The 16,426-nt window shown below is 63.5% G+C and carries 14 protein-coding genes and 1 pseudogene; 3 read left to right on the top strand and 12 right to left on the bottom strand.

The genetic code is table 11. From position 1 onward, the window contains the following. Nucleotides 1-37: 37 nt before the first annotated feature. From G1E_RS23590 to G1E_RS23575, 4 genes are read right to left on the bottom strand one after another with little or no spacing between them, the layout of a single operon-like run. Complete coding sequence (locus G1E_RS23590; RefSeq protein WP_009686888.1) at nucleotides 38-991, bottom strand: lysylphosphatidylglycerol synthase domain-containing protein; 954 nt, start codon at nucleotides 989-991, stop codon at nucleotides 38-40. Continuing rightward, nucleotides 991-2,196, bottom strand: coding sequence for a cardiolipin synthase ClsB (clsB, locus tag G1E_RS23585; protein WP_009686887.1), 1,206 nt, complete (start codon nucleotides 2,194-2,196; stop codon nucleotides 991-993). Before clsB ends, G1E_RS23590 begins: the two co-directional genes overlap by 1 nt. Next, nucleotides 2,193-2,966, bottom strand: coding sequence for an endonuclease/exonuclease/phosphatase family protein (locus tag G1E_RS23580; RefSeq protein ID WP_033691360.1), 774 nt, complete (start codon nucleotides 2,964-2,966; stop codon nucleotides 2,193-2,195). Before G1E_RS23580 ends, clsB begins: the two co-directional genes overlap by 4 nt. Nucleotides 2,967-2,974: 8 nt before the next feature. Continuing rightward, nucleotides 2,975-3,892 (bottom strand): DUF72 domain-containing protein, encoded by a 918-nt coding sequence (locus G1E_RS23575; protein ID WP_033691357.1) that lies wholly within the window; start codon nucleotides 3,890-3,892, stop codon nucleotides 2,975-2,977. A gap of 194 nt (nucleotides 3,893-4,086) precedes the next feature. Between G1E_RS23575 and G1E_RS23570 the strand changes: the two genes are divergently transcribed. Continuing rightward, the gene (locus G1E_RS23570; protein WP_009686884.1) at nucleotides 4,087-4,638 is read left to right on the top strand and encodes an ATP-dependent Clp protease proteolytic subunit; all 552 of its coding nucleotides are present in this window, start codon (nucleotides 4,087-4,089) and stop codon (nucleotides 4,636-4,638) included. A 19-nt stretch (nucleotides 4,639-4,657) separates the two neighbouring features. On the opposite strand, the gene G1E_RS23565 is transcribed toward G1E_RS23570, so the two are convergent. After that, nucleotides 4,658-8,437, bottom strand: coding sequence for a CheR family methyltransferase (locus tag G1E_RS23565; protein ID WP_009686883.1), 3,780 nt, complete (start codon nucleotides 8,435-8,437; stop codon nucleotides 4,658-4,660). Between the two features lie 306 nt (nucleotides 8,438-8,743). Between G1E_RS23565 and G1E_RS23560 the strand changes: the two genes are divergently transcribed. Both G1E_RS23560 and G1E_RS23555 read left to right on the top strand, forming a co-directional pair. After that, on the top strand, nucleotides 8,744-8,971 hold the full coding sequence (locus tag G1E_RS23560; protein ID WP_047150152.1) for a general stress protein: 228 nt from the start codon (nucleotides 8,744-8,746) through the stop codon (nucleotides 8,969-8,971). Between the two features lie 142 nt (nucleotides 8,972-9,113). Next, nucleotides 9,114-9,383: a DUF6555 family protein gene (locus tag G1E_RS23555; RefSeq protein WP_029886814.1), complete on the top strand. Its 270-nt coding sequence runs from the start codon at nucleotides 9,114-9,116 to the stop codon at nucleotides 9,381-9,383. A gap of 127 nt (nucleotides 9,384-9,510) precedes the next feature. On the opposite strand, the gene G1E_RS23550 is transcribed toward G1E_RS23555, so the two are convergent. The 7 genes and pseudogenes from G1E_RS23550 to nikC all read right to left on the bottom strand — a co-directional run bounded on the left by G1E_RS23550 (nucleotide 9,511) and on the right by nikC (nucleotide 16,426). Further along, nucleotides 9,511-11,715, bottom strand: a complete 2,205-nt coding sequence (locus G1E_RS23550) for a molybdopterin cofactor-binding domain-containing protein (protein WP_009686880.1) — start codon at nucleotides 11,713-11,715, stop codon at nucleotides 9,511-9,513. After that, complete coding sequence (locus G1E_RS23545) at nucleotides 11,712-12,707, bottom strand: xanthine dehydrogenase family protein subunit M (RefSeq protein ID WP_009686879.1); 996 nt, start codon at nucleotides 12,705-12,707, stop codon at nucleotides 11,712-11,714. The genes G1E_RS23550 and G1E_RS23545 overlap by 4 nt, the downstream gene beginning before the upstream one ends. Further along, a complete protein-coding gene (locus G1E_RS23540; protein WP_009686878.1) occupies nucleotides 12,704-13,228 on the bottom strand; it encodes a (2Fe-2S)-binding protein in 525 nt (174 codons plus the stop codon). Before G1E_RS23540 ends, G1E_RS23545 begins: the two co-directional genes overlap by 4 nt. 573 nt (nucleotides 13,229-13,801) lie before the next feature. Further along, nucleotides 13,802-13,936 (bottom strand): annotated as a pseudogene (locus G1E_RS29855) (integrase); the annotation flags it as partial. A 13-nt stretch (nucleotides 13,937-13,949) separates the two neighbouring features. Beyond that, entirely contained in the window at nucleotides 13,950-14,765 is an 816-nt protein-coding gene (gene nikE / locus G1E_RS23530) for a nickel import ATP-binding protein NikE (protein ID WP_009686877.1), read from the bottom strand. Then, complete coding sequence (gene nikD / locus G1E_RS23525) at nucleotides 14,762-15,532, bottom strand: nickel import ATP-binding protein NikD (protein WP_009686876.1); 771 nt, start codon at nucleotides 15,530-15,532, stop codon at nucleotides 14,762-14,764. Before nikD ends, nikE begins: the two co-directional genes overlap by 4 nt. Continuing rightward, nucleotides 15,533-16,426 carry a nickel ABC transporter permease subunit NikC gene (gene nikC / locus G1E_RS23520; RefSeq protein ID WP_256220459.1) on the bottom strand — a complete coding sequence of 298 codons (894 nt, stop codon included), beginning with the start codon at nucleotides 16,424-16,426 and terminating at the stop codon, nucleotides 15,533-15,535.

The raw sequence follows: 16,426 nt of genomic DNA, 5'->3' as shown, positions 1-16,426 counted from the left end.
AGGCCGCGCCGACGTTAAGCGCGCGTGACCCTGACCATCAGGTTTGCACCGAATTGTCACGCTGGCGCATGGCCTTCGCGCGCTTCTCAAGCACCAGATAAGTCACGATCGCAACCACCAACGGTATCAGGTAGTACAGGGTGCGATAGCCCAACAGCGCAGCTACCAGCGTGCCCTGCGCCATCTGCCCGTGCAGCAGGGCGAGGAACACCGCTTCCAGCACACCCAGGCCCGCCGGGATATGTGCAACCACGCCTGCCACGCAACTGATCAACAGGATCCCGAGGATCGCGGGGTAGAAGGCGTCGCCCGGCAGCAACCAGTAAATCAGCAGCGCCATCAATGCCCAGTTGCTGGCCCCCAGCGCTACCTGGCAGAGCGCAAGGCGCAGGGTTGGCAAAGTGACTTCGTGCTCGCGCCAGCGCCACGTGCGCTTCTTGGCCAGGCCACAGGCCAGCAGGTACGCCGCGGTAATCGCCAGCAACAGCACGCCGATCAGGCGCAGCCCTGTGGTGCCCACCGCCCAGTTGCCCGGCAGTTCGACCAGACCCAGGGCGAACACACTGCCGGCCAGCAGCATGTAGCCCATCCAGTTGGTGAGCAGGCCCAGCGTGAGAATGCGCGTGATGGTGGCGGTATCGAGCCCCAGGCGCCCATACAGGCGGTAGCGCAAGGCAACCCCGCCGACCCAGGTGGTGAAGTTGAGGTTGAACGCGTAGCACACGAAGGCGACCGGCAGCACTTGCCGGGCGGGCAGCTGATGACCGGTGTAGGCGCGGGCCAGCAAGTCGTAGCTGGCGAACGTCAGGTAACTGCACACCGCAATTGCCAGGCCGACCACCAGCGTTCCAGGCTTGTAGGCGAGCAGCGACTGGCGCACTTCGTTCCAGTCCAGGTTGCGCGCCAATTGGTAAAGCAGCACAGGGATCAGGATCAGGAACGCCACCGTCAATACGCGCTTGGCCCAGGTTTGCCAGGTTGTCCGTGCCATCAGGTATTGCCCTCGTGCAGGTCGCCGGCCGGGGCCTCGACGTCTGGCTGCAGCGAGCGCAGCCGTTGGCGGTGTGCCGGCAACCAGCCGGCGATGCGCGGGAAATGGCGCGCCGCATGGAAGCAGGCGAAGATCAGCGGTGCCCGCCACCAGTAGCCACGGATCATGCGTTCCAGGGTCACCGGCTTGCACTGCTCGTGCGCAAGTGACTGCAGGTGTTCGCCGAGCAGCTGGTTGAAAGCGCGGTCGCGGATGAACAGGTTGGCTTCCAGGTTCAGCGACAGGCTCAGCGGGTCGAGGTTGCTGGAACCCACGGTCGCCCACTCGTCGTCCACCAGCGCCACTTTGCCGTGCAAGGGCCGCTTGCAGTATTCGTGAATGACCACGCCATCACGCAGCAGGTAGTTGTACAGCAACCGCGACAGCGCACGGACCCAGCGCATGTCTGGCTGCCCTTGCAGGATCAGGTGCACAGCCACCCTGCGGCGGGCAGCGTTGCGCAACTCGCGCAGCAGCCGGTAGCCGGGGAAGAAGTAGGCATTGGCCACCACGATACGTTCCTTGGCACCGCGAAACGCCTGCAGGTACTGGCTTTCGATGGCTGTCCTGCGCACGCCATTGTCACGCTCTACCAGCACGGCGGTGGTGGACCCGGCGGGCTCGGTCAACGGCCGCACGGCGCTTGGTTCCTGCAGCACCGGCGACATCAGGCGCTTGCTGGCGGCATGCACCTGTGCCACCACCGGGCCGGTTACCTCGACGGCATAGTCCTGCTTGGCCATTGGGCCGAAGTCGCCCAGGTGATCGGCGCTGTAGTTGATGCCGCCAATGAAGGCCCGCTCGCCATCGATGACCACGATCTTGCGGTGCAGGCGCCGGAACAGGTTGGTACGCATGCCCACCAGGCGCGGCTGCGGGTCGAAGGCGTGGAAACTCACGCCGGCATCTGTCATGGCCGCGATGAACGGCGCGGGCAGGTCGCCGGTACCATAGCCGTCCACCACCACTTCGACACGCACGCCGCGGCGGGCCGCGTCGATCAGCGCCTGCTGCAGTTGCCGGCCGACCTTGTCGTCGAAAATGATGAAGGTTTCCAGCAGGATCTCTTCCTGGGCACGGGCCATGGCCTCGAACACACAGGGGTAATACTGCTCGCCGTTGATCAGCAACTTCACGTTGTTGCCCTCTACCCAAGGTCTGTTCACAGGTGAATCTCCGCGGCCAATGGTGCGTGGTCGGAAAGGTGCGACCACGGGTAATTCGACAGTACTTGGGCAGCGCTCGGCATGGCGTTGCGCAGGTAGATGCGGTCAAGGCGCAGCAACGGCAGACGCGCCGGGAAGCTGCGTGCCGGGGTGCCGAAGCGCTCGCCAAAGGCCTCTACCAGGTGCTCGCCTAACACGGCATCTGCCTTCAGGCGCCAGTCGTTAAAATCGCCGGCGACGATGACCGGCGCTTGCGGCGGCAGGCTGGCCAGCAGGTCGAGCAAGAGTTGGATCTGGCTTTGCCGATGGGCTTCGCGCAGGCCCAGGTGCACACAAATGGCGTGCACCTGGTCGTGCCCTGGCACCTCAAGTTGGCAATGCAGCAGGCCGCGTTGTTCCTTGCCTTGCACCGACACATCGAGGTTGTTGAAGCGCTGGATGGGAAATTTGGACAGCAAGGCGTTGCCGTGGTCACCCTGCGGATACACGGCATTGCGGCCATAGGCGAACTGGGGCCACATGCTGTCGGCAAGAAATTCATATTGAGGGGTATCAGGCCAGGCCGGGTGGCGCAAGGCATGTTGCTGATGGCTGCCATGCACTTCCTGCAGGAACACCAGGTCTGCACCGGTGGCACGCACCGCTTCACGCAGCTCAGGCAGGATGAAGCGGCGATTGAAGAAGGTGAACCCTTTGTGCACGTTCAGCGTGAGTACGTTCAAGCGGCGCACGGCGGTGGACTGATCGGTGCTGCGCGGCAAAGCAGTCATGGGTTCGTTCACAAGGCCACCTCCGGCACCACGCCCGGTTCGGTCATCAGTTCGTGGTCCAGCGACAGCTTCTGCAGCAAACGGCGGGCGTCGTAGGGCGCATGGACCTTCTGGTCATTGTCGAAGTAACAGTACACGTCACGCGCCGCGCGCCGAGGTGGCGGCCCCGGCACGATCAGCCGCGCGTCGTCTGCCTGGCCGCCTTGGCTCCAGTGCAGGATGCGCTGTTTCCAGCGGCGTAACGCACGCGCGGTATAGCCGCTGCTATAGAACTCCACGTCGCCGTGCAGGCGCATGTACACGAAGTCTGCGGTCACATCCTCGGCATGCGGCCACTTGCCGGCACTGTCCGCAACCACCAGCGCAACCCGGTGCTTGCGCAGCAGCTTGATGAACGCCTCGCAAAGAAAGCTCTCATGGCGGACCTCCACCGCGTGGCGCAAACGCACATTACCGGTGATTGCAAGGCCGCCACTGTCCCGCAGCCGTTCGGCACAGCCCTGGGCGCATGCGCGCGCGGCTTTGCGGTCACGTGGCAGCAACTGCAAGAACCGGGCAAAACGCTCTTCGTCAAACTTCATGTTCGGTGGGAACTGCCACAGGAACGGCCCCAGCTTGTCGCCTAGCAGTAGCGGGCCAGAGGCGAAGAAGTTGGCCACTGGCTCTTCAACTTCCTTCAGGCGCCGCACATGGGTGATGTACCGTGGCCCCTTGACCGCGAAAACGAAGCCATCCGGCGTTTCATCACGCCAGCGCAGGTAGCGCTCTGGGGTTTGCAAGCTGTAGAACGAGCCGTTTATCTCGATGCTGTTTACCGCCCGCGAGGCAAACGCCAATTCATCGTCCTGGCGCAGGCCCTTGGGGTAGAAGTCCTTGCGCCAGGGGCCATAGCGCCACCCGGAAATGCCGATGCGGATATCGCTCACGCTGTCGTCCTCATCACCGGTTCCTTGTTCGGTTACTGTGAAGATGCGACTGGCGCAGAGGGCCAAGGGTTCACCGCGTTTGACCAACGGGAGCGGCGACTGACAGGTTGAACTTTGCCGGCGCAGACGATTCCACCGGGTAAGCGCCCAGGCGCGCAAGCCTAGGAATTGACCTGCCAACCCCGGAGGCAAACATGGCCAGACACATCATTCATTTCACCGGGCCGATCAATTCATCGACCTGTGGCAACCTGATCAATACCTGCTCAAAGGCATTGCAGCAGGGCGCCGAGGTGCTGCAACTGAACATCGCTACCATGGGCGGCGAGTGCAGCTACGGCTTTACCTTGTACAACTTCCTGCGGGCGCTGCCGGTGCCGGTGCATACGCACAACCTGGGCACCGTCGAGTCCATGGGTAATATCCTGTTCCTGGCCGGGGAGTGGCGCACGGCATGCAGCTACAGCAAGTTCCTGTTCCACCCGTTTCACTGGACCTTGCATGGCTCGGTCGACCATTCACGCATGGCCGAATATACGATGAGCCTGGATTATGACCTGCAGCTGTATGCGCAGATTGTGGCCGAGCGCACACAAGGTGCGCCCGAGGTGCTGGATGTGCCGCGCTACCTGATGGCGTACCCGCGGATTCTGGGGCCGCAGGAGGCTCTGCAAAGCGGCGTGATCCATGCCGTCGACGAGATGCCGATCACGCTGGACATGAACCAGTGGAGCGTGCACGCCTGAGGTTCATGCCGGCCGACCATCAGTAAGGCACCGTGCCGCTCAAGGTTTCGATGGCCTCCACCAGTTCGTCGTAGCCGACCGGCTTGTTCAGGTGCCGGTCGAAGCCGGACTGGCGTGACTTGTGCTGGTCTGCGCTGGCACCGTAACCGGTGAGGGCAATGGCCGGGGTGTGGCGCAGATGGGCGTGGCTGCGCAGCGCCTTGATCAAGGCATGGCCATCCATCACCGGCATGCCGATGTCGGAGAGGATGATGTCGAACGCCTCACCGGAGGCCACCTCCAGCGCCTCGCGGGGGCGGCTGAAGGCGCGCACGCTGGCGTTTTCCATTTCCAGCAGCTCTTGCATGATCTCCAATACCTCTACCGAGTCATCCACCAGCAACACGCGCACGCCGTGCAGCCGGCCCTCCCGGGAATGCTCTGCAGGGTTGGCGCAAGGCGGCGACTGCACGTTGCACAGGGGCAGGCAAACGGAGAAGGTGCAGCCCAAGCCCAAGCCGGCTGAACTGGCCTGCACGGTGCCGCCCTGGGCTTCGACCAACTGGCGTACCAACGAAAGGCCGATGCCCAGGCCTTCACGGTTCTGATTGGCCAGTTGGGGAGCCTGGCTGAACAGGTCGAAGATGTGCTCCAGGCTGTCAGGGCTCAAGCCTACGCCCTGGTCAATCACCTGCAGGCGTGCCTGTTGATCGTCACGGCTCAACACCAGGCGTATCTCACTGCCTGCCGGGCTGAATTTCAGGGCATTATTCAGCAGGTTCCAGATGATCTGCTCCAGGCGCGTGACATCGCCTTCGATCATCACTGGCAAGCCGTCGGCAGGCAGCTCCAGGCGCACCAGACAGGGGTGTTGCTCAGCCACCACCACAGCGTGGATGCCGCGCAGGATGGCGCCAAGGTCTACCGGCTCGGTCTTGAGCTTGAGCTTGCCGGTACGGATGCGTGCCACATCCAGCAGGTCATCGATGATCCTGGCCTGGCTGCCAACCGCCTCGCAGATGGTGGCAACGGCCTTGCTGGCGTTGCCGATCTGCTTGATCGAGGGCAGGCGGCGGAGCATTTCCGCATTCAGCTGAATCAGGTTCAGTGGGTGCTTCAGTTCATGCGACATGATGGCGAAGAACTCGTCCTTCATGTGGCTGGTGGTTTGCGATTCCGCCAGCTGCTTGCTCAAGCGTTCTTCGCCCAGGCGCACATGCTCTTCGGCAGCGTGGCTGCTGCTGATGTCGATGAAGGTCAGGACGGTGCCGTCGATTTTCTGCTCGCTGGAGCGGTAGGGCAGCAGGCGTGCCAGGTACCAGTGGTCGCGCTGGCCGCCAACTTCCCGCTCGATAACGGCCTCACCCTGGGCCACGGCGCGGGCATCATCAGCCATGGCCGGGTAGTCCAGGCGGTGCGTGATGTCGAGCAATGAGCGGCCGGTATCGACCGGTAAAATGTTGAACAGGTCGGCGGCGCGCGGCGTGAACCAGCGGATATGCAGGTTGCGGTCGACGAACACGGTGGCGATTTCGGTGCAGGCGATCAGGTTGCTGAGGTAGTCGTTGACCTTGTCGGTCTCTTCCACCTTGTTCTTCAACTCGTAGTTGACGGTAAGCAACTCTTCGTTGATGGACTGCAGCTCTTCCTTGCTGGTTTCCAGCTCTTCGCTGGCCGAACGCAGCTCTTCGTTGATTGCCTGCATTTCTTCGTTGGAGGCCGTGAGTTCCTCGCTGGATACCTGCGACTGCTCGATGGTTTCCTGCAGCTGCAGGCGGGTACGCTGGAGTTCACGCTCCAGGTTATGCAGGACCATGCTGTCGGTCTGGCGGATGACGCCCGGCAGTGGCAGGGAAGGGTCGGGCGCCCGCTGCTCGAACACCACCAGCAGGCAATCGCCGTTGTGCACGTCGTCCTTGTAAGGCTGCACGGTGATTTCCACCTGCAACGGCTGCAGGCCATCGCCCAGGTCGACCGGCCGGGAGGTGACCGCTTCGGTGCCTTGGCGCGCCTGGAACAGCGTACTGCGCAGCGCCAGGCGCAGGCTCGGCAGCACCAGGCCGAGCAGATTGCGGCTGGGCTCGCCGCCGCCCAGTTGCAGGAAGCGCCCGACACCTCCGCTCATGTGCAGGATATTGCCGTCCACATCCGCGATCAGGCTGGCTGGCATGCGCATGGCCAGCGCGCGGTGGTGCAGCTCGGCATAGGAGGGCTTGCGCCCGGGCTTGACCTTGGCCAACGGGTCCAATGGCAGGCTGGCGCCAGTACTGCCCGGCACCTGCCGCTCGGCGCGGCGCCCGGCATTGCTGACGTCACGGGCGCGGAAGATACGGTTACGCTTGTCCACCGGCGCGAACAGTTCACCCACCACGTCGGCTGACTCGGACGAGCCCAGGAACAGATGGCCGCCAGGGCGCAAGGCAAAGTGGAACATCAACAGGATGTCGCGTTGCACTTCGCGGTCGAGGTAGATCAGCAGGTTGCGGCAGACAATGAGGTCAATTTGCGAAAAGGGTGGGTCCGACAGCAGGTTGTGGCGCGCGAACAACACTTTTTCGCGCACTTCCTTGCGCACCCGGTAATGCTGGTCTTCCTTGACGAAGAACTGGCGCAGCCGGCTGGGCGGCACATCGGTCACGATCGCTTCGGAGTACAAGCCGGTACGGGCGATGCCAATGGCACGCTCATCGAGGTCGGTGGCAAACACCTGGACCTTGCGGTTGCGCTGCTCCAGCGCAAGTTGCTCACAGATCAGCATGGCCAGGCTGTAGGCCTCTTCGCCGGTGGAGCAGCCGGCCGACCAGACGCGGATCTCGTCATGGCCGTCGACGGGGTCATGCTCGCTGGCCAGTTGCGGCAGCACGTGCCGCTCCAGGGCCTCGAAGGCTTCGCGGTCGCGGAAGAAATTGGTCACGCCGATCAGCATGTCTGCCAGCAACGCCGTGGACTCGGCCGGGTTCTGCTCGAGGTAGTGCAAGTAGCCGGCGAGGTTGCTTTGCCCGGTCACGTGCAGGCGGCGTTCAATGCGCCGCAGCACGGTGGCGCGCTTGTAGTGCTGGAAATCGTGCCCCGTGTTGCTGCGCAACTGCAGGAGGATCTCCTCCAGCAGCGGCTCGCTGGCCTGGGCGTCGCCTACGCGGGTGCCCAGCGCCGGGGGCAGGGTGTCATCGTCGATTTCCGGCAATCTGACCTGGCGAGCGTTACGCCACAGCTCCAGCAGCTTTTGTGGCATCTCGGCCACGGGCAGCACCAGGTCGACCATGCCGGTTTCGATGGCAGCCCGGGGCATGCTGTCGTACTGGGCATCGTCCGGGGTCTGAACCAGGGTCACGCCGCCTTGCTCCTTGATCCGCGACAGCCCCACGGCACCGTCGGCGCCGGTGCCCGACAACACCACGCAGAATGCATGGTCCTTGTGCACGTCGGCCAGGTCGCGGAAGAACAGGTCAATGGCCACGTGGTCGCCACGGCGGCGATTGGCGGGGGACACGCGCAGGTAGCCGTCATTGGTCGAGAGGCGATTGGCCGGGGAGATGACATACACATGGTTGCGCTCGATCGGCACCGGCTCGGTGACTTGGCGCACGGGCATCTGCGTGGTGGCCTGGATGATCCGGTCGGCCACGCTCTGATGATCCGGCGACAAGTGCAGCACCACCACGAACGCCATGCCGCAGTCGCTTGGCATATGCCGAAACAGCGTGCAGATGGCCTCCAGGCCACCCGCGGAGGCACCGATGCCCACCACCGGAAAGTCCAAGTGGCTTGGGCTGAGTGCAGGGTTTTGCGGCGCGGCGGGTTGCTTGGGCGAGGACTTCATCGACGGAGCCTTGTACAAGAGCCTTACGGGCGGTGCGTGACTGTGCAGTCACACCCGGATAGTGGGGCGATTATAGGCCGCTGCCCTGCAGTTGTGACTGCTGCATGCGCGATAAAGTGCGACCCGCCTGCAAACGGGGCGCAAATAGTTGGCCTGCACGTGTTTCGGGCCACCGGTCAGCTGCCGTCAAAACGTGTGAGCCAAGCGGGCAATTGCAGGTTCGGAATCTGAACATGGCAACCTTGTGTGTGCACTGTATGAACGCACAGGTTGTGCGACCGCCTATTCATCGCAAGGAGAAACCACATGGCTCAAGATCAGGAAGGTACCCGCCAGCGCGGCGGAACCAAAGAAACCAATCCGGGCAATTTCGCCAACGACCGTGAGCGGGCATCGCGCGCTGGGCACAAAGGCGGCCAGGCTTCGGGCGGCAACTTCGCCAATGATCGCCAGCGGGCATCGGAAGCCGGACGCAAAGGTGGCCGGAACAGCCACGGCAGCCGCAGCGCNNCCCCCGCCAGCCGCAGCGAGTGAAGGTACTGCGCGAGCGGTAGTGTGCCTGTAGGCGTCCACCGCTCGGGCGCCGCTGGTGCCTGTCGATCGATATTTTTTTGAATCTTCTGCTGCTGCCCCGATCAATCAGGGTGTCATCCATGGAGAAGAGGAGGCCCCTGCGATGCCTGCCCCACAGCTGTTCATCATCGATTACCAACTGCATGGTCAGCCGCGCAGTTTCATCATTCGCCTGGACCGCCTGGACAATGCCGAAGCCTGGCATTGGGCAAGTTGCGATGCGGGCATTGGGATCATCCCCAAATTCGGGCGGGAAAAGATCAGGAAGGTCAGCCGCCCGATGGCTGAACGGTATGGGATTACTGCGGTGAGCTGGCGCCTGTCGGGGAGCAAACCGAATCAGTCGGTGGGCGACCCTGCGGCCATTGTCTAGCGGCAGCGCAGGGGCTGCTGCGGTCCCCTCCGCCCGCAGATGGCCCCAGTTCCAAGTACCGATTTGCTGAGAAATGAGGGGAGCGGCCTGCAGCCGCTCCCCTCGCATGTTTCTGACAACTTTCGCGTTACAGCACCTTGTCGAGTGTGATCGGGAACTCCCTCACGCGTTTGCCGGTTGCGTGGTAGATGGCGTTCGCCACTGCGGCAGCCACGCCGACCACGCCGATTTCGCCCACACCCTTGGACCCCAGCTCATTGACGACATCGTCGTGCTCTTCAACAAAGATCACGTCGATATCACCACAGTCCGCGTTCACCGGGATGTGGTACTCCGCAAGGTTGTGATTGACGATGCGACCCAGGCCATGGTCGGTCAAGGCCTCTTCGTGCAGTGCCATGCCGATACCCCATACCACGCCGCCCAGGATCTGGCTGCGGGCCGTTTTCGGGTTGACCACGCGGCCCGCCGCCACGGCGCTGACCACTCGGGTGACCTTGATCATGCCAAGGTCTTCGTCGACCTGGACTTCGACGAACACCGCCGAGTGGGTCGCCGTGGAAAACGGTTGGCGCCTTGCACCAGGCTCAGCGTCGATTTGCACTTCGAACTGCGCGCCGGGGGCACTGGCGACGATATCTGCCAAGGCCACGCGAACACTACCCGCGTGCAGATAACCATCCGCGAAGACGATGTCCTCCCGCGCTGTGCTCGCCACCTGCGGATGCACCTTGCGCGCATGCTCCAGCACCTTGGTACGCAACACCTGGCAAGCCTGGCGCACGGCCGAGCCTACCGACGATACCGTGAACGACCCGCCCTGCAGGGGCGCGGTGGGCAGGGACGAGTCACCGAGCACGAAGGTGACATCCTCCACGCTGACGCCCGCAGCGTCGGCTGCAATTTGGGTCATGACGGTGTAGGTGCCGGTGCCGATATCGGTGGTGGCGCTGCTCACAGTGAGGTGGCCTTGGGCATCCAGGCGCGCTTTCGCGCTGGCCTTCATTTGCATAGCCTCCCAGACGCCGCCCGCCATTCCCCAACCGACCAATTGGTTGCCAGTGCGCATGCTGCGCGGTTGCGGGTTGCGGTGCTGCCAACCGAAACGCTCACTGCCTTGCTGATAGCACGCCAGCAGTTCTTTGCTGGAGTAGGGCTTGCCCTCGTTGCCGTTGTTGGCGGCAAAATTACGCCGGCGCAGCTCTACCGGGTCGATATCAGCGGCACAGGCAAGCTCATCCATCGCGCACTCAAGCGCGACCACGCCTGAACCGGCCCCAGGGGCACGCATGTCAAGTGGCGTGTACACATCCAGCGAGGCCAGGCGGTAGTTGAGTTCAACGTTGTCGCACTGGTAGAGCATGCCGCTCCATTCCACCAGGTGCTCGGTGAAGTCTTCGAAGCGCGAGGTCTGCCCCAGCCCATCGTGACCGACAGCCAGCAAGCGCCCATCTGCATCTGCCCCCAGGCGCAAACGCTGCTCGGTGCGGGGCCGGTAGCCGAACGTGAACATTTGCTGGCGCGTGAGGGTGACGCGCACAGAGCGCTGAAGATGCAGCGCCGCCATCACTGCCAGGGGCAGCTGGTACTGCGGGCGCAGGCCCGAGCCGAAGGCACCGCCGACGAAGGCTGCGTGCACACGGATCTGGGCCTTCGGCAGGCCGAATACCTTGTGCAGGTAGTCCTGGCAGTTCTGCGTGCCTTGGGTCTTGTCATGAATTTCCAGGCTGCCGTCGGGCTTGTAGTGCACGGTGGAGGCGTGGGGCTCCATCGGGTTGTGGTGCTCGTTGGCAGTCAGGTAGGTGGCATCGACCTGCACGGGTGCCCCAGCGAAACTGCCAGCGAAGTCGCCACGCGGGGCCGGTGTTTCTGCCGGCGCCACATGCGACGCCTTGGTAGCGCCCAGGTCTGTCTCGTGAGGTTCCTCGGCGTATTCGATCCGGATCAATGAGCCTGCATACCGGGCCACCTCCAGGGTGTGCGCCACCACCAGCGCCAGGGGTTGCCCGCTATACAGCACTCGATCGTTGAACAGGGGCCGAAAGGGCGCGCCCTCAGCTGCATCGGCGTCGCTGTAGTCATCGTCATAACTGGAAATATGCGGACGATGCCCATGGTCGAGCACCGCGACAACGCCGGGTACGCCCAGCGCCTCGGTAGCGTCGATGCGCAGTACACGGCCGCGGGCGATGGTACTGGACACCACGCTGCTATGGAGCAGGCCGTCTTTTGGGTATTCGCCCGCATAGCGTGCCTGGCCGGTGACTTTAGCCACGCCATCCACGCGATCCAGAGGGGTACCGACTACCGATTTGTTGTTGACCATGGTCATGCCCCCCCACCAGCGGCACGGTGCGCCGCGTCAGTCAATGCACGCACGATTGCACGCTGCGCCAATGTTACTTTGAAACCGTTGTGGCTCAGCGGCTGTGCGCCCTGAAGCAGCGCCTGTGCGGCGTTATCGAACAGCGCCTCGGAAGGCACCTGGCCAACCAGCAGGCTTTCCACCGCCGGGTCGCGCCATGGTTTGTGCGCTACACCGCCCAGCGCCAGGCGGGCGTGCTGAATCACATCGCCATCCAAGCGCAAAGCCGCAGCGACCGACACCAGCGCAAACGCGTAGGAGGCTCGGTCTCGAATTTTCAGGTAGCGGTAATGCTGTTCGAACAGCGGTGGCGGCAGCTCTACGGCCGTTACCAGTTCATCGGCTGCCAGCTGGTTATCACGCTCCGGATTGTTCTCCGGCAGGCGATGGAAATCTGCGAACGGGATCTGGCGTTTGCCAGCCGGTCCCTCTACGTGCACCACGGCTTCGAGTGCTGCCAGTGCTACGCACATGTCGGACGGATGAGTGGCCACACAGGCCTCACTGGCGCCAAGAATGGCGTGTATGCGGTTGCGGCCGCTACGAGCAGGGCATCCGCTGCCGGGTTCACGTTTGTTGCAGGGGGTGCCGGTATCGTAGAAGTAGTAACAGCGTGTGCGCTGGAGCAAGTTGCCGCCGGTACTGGCCATGTTTCTCAACTGCGGTGAAGCGCCCGCCAGGATAGCCTGTGACAGCAACGGGTATTGTTGCTCGATCATCGGGTGCCAGGCCAGGTCGGCATTGCTGACCAGGGCACCGATCATGACGCCACCGTTGGCAGTGGGGTGCAGCCCATCCAGCGCCAAGCCTGAGATATCAATCAGGCGCTCGGGGCGGACCACGTTTTCCTTCATCAGGTCGACCAGGTTGGTGCCCCCGGCGATGAAGCGCGCGCTGTCGCCAGCCAGGCTCACGGCTTCGCTGACTGTCGCAGGCTTGTGGTAGCTGAAGGGCATCATGGCTTCGCCCCCCGTTGTGGTTGATCCGGGTGTGCCATCAGCGGCTGGGCTTCTTCGATCGCGGCGACGATGTTGCCATAGGCACCACAGCGGCAAAGGTTGCCGCTCATCTGCTCGCGAATGGCCTCACGGTCGGCACGTCCTTCACGCACAAGCCCGACGGCAGAGCAGATCTGCCCAGGTGTGCAATACCCGCACTGAAACGCATCGTGGGTGATGAAAGCCCGTTGCATAGGGTGCAGCACGTCGCCGCTGGCCAGCCCCTCGATGGTCACCAAGTCTGCGCCGTCGCACATGATGGCCAGGGTCAGGCAAGCATTGACGCGCTTGCCGTCGCGCAACACCGTGCAGGCGCCACATTGGCCGTGGTCGCAGCCTTTTTTGGTACCTACCAGGTCCAGCTGTTCACGCAACAGGTCGAGCAGGGTGGTCCACGGGTGGACAGCCAGTGTTCGTGGCTGACCATTGAGGGTCAGGTAGATGGGGTGTTCTGCAGCCCCATTGGAAGAGAGCGCGCTCATGGAAGGTCCTCACGGTCAGGGTTCACGCAGTTGGCTGCGTCTTTGTTGTGCGACCTGGGCGGTTGCAGAAACGTTCCACCGGTTTGCCAGGCGTGGAAAGGTGGCTGCGGGCATGGCGGGACGCGTGCAGGCGTTATGGTGGTGCCGCGGGACTGAGAGCGAAGCTCACGGCTACTGGCCGGTAGCCGAGAAGGGATGAGCGGGCGAGGGCAAGAACCGTGGCTGACGTAAGCTGAGAGCTGACGGAAAAGCCGGTGATAGAATTGACTGGCATGATTTACTGACACTGTTTCATGCCGTCCCTGAAGCTACACGGCGTCGGGTTGGTCTTGACCGTCATGTTGATCAGATCGAATCGAGCCGCAATGTCTTCACTAAAGCACGGTACCGGTACGAGAAAGATGCTCGGCAATTTTACTGCACGGGGTTGGTCGGTGTGCTGCAGGATGTGATTCCGCGTGTCGTTGAGTACCACAAGGAATGTGGCTCAACAGATCCGTTCATTGAGAATTTCGAGATGCATGGTGATGGACTAACCATCATGGTTTGAGGGAGTGTTCTAAGGGATGTGCAGTCCTCCCAGGTGGCGAGCATCGCCTGCAGCGGCTCCAAGACCACCGCGGTTTTCTTCCGCACGGATACGCCTCGGCGCGCCTGGGCCTTGCGTGCCTCGCGAAGAAGCCTCTTCACTGCAGGAGCATCACTTGGGTTATCCAATTGTTCATGCGAGAGATGTACTGAGCCGAGCGCAGGTCTTTGTCGGGCGTTCAGGCAGCACAGCGGCTTGCAATTGCCTCCCGGCCGGATGCTCGAACGACAAGTCGCCGCGCACGGTGCAGTCCTCGACAATGCTTCCTGCGTCCAGCACCACAACCCGCTGGCAGAAGTAGTGCACTAGGCTCAGGTCGTGGGTGATCAGCACGAAGGCGGTCCCCTTGTCGCGACGCAGCGCTTGGAGCCGTTGTAACAGTTGCAGTTGCAGCACACGATCCAGATTCGAAAGCGCTTCGTCGAGCACCACCAGCTTTGGCGAGATCGCCAGTGCTCGGGCGATGTTGGCACGTTGCAACTGACCACCGCTGAGCTGTTGCGGCAGGGTCGCGGCATGCTCGGCGCCCAGCCCCATCTGCTCCAGCAGCTCCACTACCCGTGCGTGGCGGGCTGTCTCATTTAAGGTGCTCAGGTGACGCAGGGGCTCGGCGATGCTCCAGCCGATGCTGCGCTGCGGGTTGAATGCGCCCGGCGCGTCCTGGAACACCAACTGCACGGCGCGCTGGAAGGCCCGTGCCTGTTCGCCGCGCAGCTGATTGACCGGCTGTCCCGCGAAGGTCACCAGGCCTTGGCTAGGGGTTTCCAGCCCGAGCAGCAGGCGGGCGAGGGTACTTTTGCCACTGCCGCTACTGCCCAGCAAACCAAGTGATTCGCCCGCATGCAGCTGCAGGTCGATGCCGTCGAGTACTTGGAGCCAGGCGCGTTTGTGCAGCAGCCCGCCGGTGCGGTAGCGATGACTCAGATCGTGGGCGTGCAGCAGGCTCATAGAGGGCTCCCGCAGAGGGCCTGGTGGGCTTCGAGAAGGGTTCGAGCGGTGCCGCTGGCCGGACGCTCGAACAGATCGTGCACGGGCTGGCGTTCGACGATGCGGCCAGCGTCCATAACGGCCACCTGATCGGCGCAGCGGGCGACCACGCCCATGTCGTGGGTGACCAGCAGCACCCCCAGTCCATGCCGTTCGACCAGCGCCATCAGGATATCGAGAAAACGTGCCTGGCTTACGGCGTCAAGGTCGCTGGTGGGCTCGTCGGCCAGCAGGAACGGGGTTTCGGCCATCAGCGCCAGTGCGATCATCATGCGTTGCAGCATGCCGCCGCTGAGCTGAAAGGCGAACGATTGCAAGACCCGAGCATGATCCGTCAGCCCCACGGCCCTTAGGCTGTCGGTCATGCGCTCGCGGGCGGCGGCGCCGGTGGTGCCGTGCAGGCGCAGCGTCTCCAGTCCATGGCTGGCCATGTTGCGTACTGGGTTGAAGGCACTGCGCGGGTTTTGCAGCACCAGGCTGGCCAAGCGGCCTCGTGCCTGGGCGGCGCTTACCGGCTGGCCGTCGAGCAGCATTTGGCCCTGCGTGCGCACAACGCCGGCCGGCAACAGGTCGAGCATGCCCAGGCAACTCAGTGACTTGCCCGAACCACTGGCCCCGACCAGGGCGCAGACTTCGCCGCGACGCAGTTGCAGGTCCACGCCTTGCACCAGCAGGCCGGCCTGGGCCTCGATATGCAAGTCACGGACTTCGAGGGTCGATGGGGTCATCTAGTGGTGCTCCCGGGATGGGTCGAGGCGGTCGCGCAGGGCATCGCCCAGCAGGTTGAAGGCCATCACCGAGAAGAAGATCATCAGCCCCGGCAACAGCAGCAGTTGTGGGTGGGTCCAGATGAACTCCTTGGCGTCGTTGATCATCACGCCCCATTCGGCGGTCGGTGGCGACACCCCCAGGCCCAGGAAGGACAGGCCCGAGACATGCAGCATCATGTGCCCGATGTCCATGGTCGCCAGCACCAGCAGCGGGCCAGCGATATTGGGCAGCACATGCTGGCGCAGGCGGGTCCAGCGCGAAGCGCCGGCCAGCCGTGCGGCGAGCACGTATTCGCGCCCGCGCTGGGCGATCACCAGGCCGCGCACCATGCGTGCGTACCAGGCCCAATGTGACAGGGCGATGGCGACGACCACATTGGTCAGGCCGGTGCCGAGCAAGGTGACGAAGAAGAACGCCAGCACCAGGGTCGGGAAGGTCATGAACATGTCGCACAGGCGCATCAGCCACAGGTCTATCCGCCCGCCGACGAAACCCGCTACGCCGCCCACGGCCAGCCCGAGGGCCAGGACCAGTGCCAGGGTCAGCATCACGCTGCCCAGCGACAGGCGGGTGCCGACGATCAGGCGCGAGAGCAGGTCGCGGCCCAGGTGGTCGGTGCCCAGCCAATGGCTGGCGTCCGGTGGCATCAGGCGCTGGCTGAGTTCGACCAGGTCGGGATCGTGTGGCGCCAGCCACTGGCCGAGCACGGCCAGTACCACCAGCAGGCCGACCAGCACCGAACCCAGAACCAGGCCAGCATGACCGGCCAATGCCGGTCGACGAATTACCGAGAGCGTGCTCATGCGCTTGCGCCCTCCAGCCGGCTGCGCGGGTCGAGCCAGGCGTAGCAC

The sequence above is a fragment of the Pseudomonas sp. TJI-51 genome (assembly GCF_000190455.2).
In the GTDB taxonomy this organism is placed as follows: Bacteria; Pseudomonadota; Gammaproteobacteria; order Pseudomonadales; family Pseudomonadaceae; genus Aquipseudomonas; species Aquipseudomonas juntendi.
Note: the sequence above shows the minus strand (reverse complement) of the source record. Positions and strands in the feature narration are given on the sequence as shown.

Excerpts from the sequence above, each read along its gene's own strand:
- G1E_RS23590 (WP_009686888.1), bottom strand. The coding sequence starts at position 991 with ATGGCACGGACAACCTGGCAAACCTGGGCCAAGCGCGTATTGACGGTG.
- G1E_RS23580 (WP_033691360.1), bottom strand. The coding sequence starts at position 2,966 with ATGACTGCTTTGCCGCGCAGCACCGATCAGTCCACCGCCGTGCGCCGC.
- G1E_RS23570 (WP_009686884.1), top strand. The coding sequence starts at position 4,087 with ATGGCCAGACACATCATTCATTTCACCGGGCCGATCAATTCATCGACC.
- G1E_RS23565 (WP_009686883.1), bottom strand. The coding sequence starts at position 8,437 with ATGAAGTCCTCGCCCAAGCAACCCGCCGCGCCGCAAAACCCTGCACTC.
- G1E_RS23555 (WP_029886814.1), top strand. The coding sequence starts at position 9,114 with ATGCCTGCCCCACAGCTGTTCATCATCGATTACCAACTGCATGGTCAG.
- G1E_RS23550 (WP_009686880.1), bottom strand. The coding sequence starts at position 11,715 with ATGACCATGGTCAACAACAAATCGGTAGTCGGTACCCCTCTGGATCGC.
- G1E_RS23545 (WP_009686879.1), bottom strand. The coding sequence starts at position 12,707 with ATGATGCCCTTCAGCTACCACAAGCCTGCGACAGTCAGCGAAGCCGTG.
- G1E_RS23540 (WP_009686878.1), bottom strand. The coding sequence starts at position 13,228 with ATGAGCGCGCTCTCTTCCAATGGGGCTGCAGAACACCCCATCTACCTG.
- nikE (WP_009686877.1), bottom strand. The coding sequence starts at position 14,765 with ATGAGCCTGCTGCACGCCCACGATCTGAGTCATCGCTACCGCACCGGC.
- nikD (WP_009686876.1), bottom strand. The coding sequence starts at position 15,532 with ATGACCCCATCGACCCTCGAAGTCCGTGACTTGCATATCGAGGCCCAG.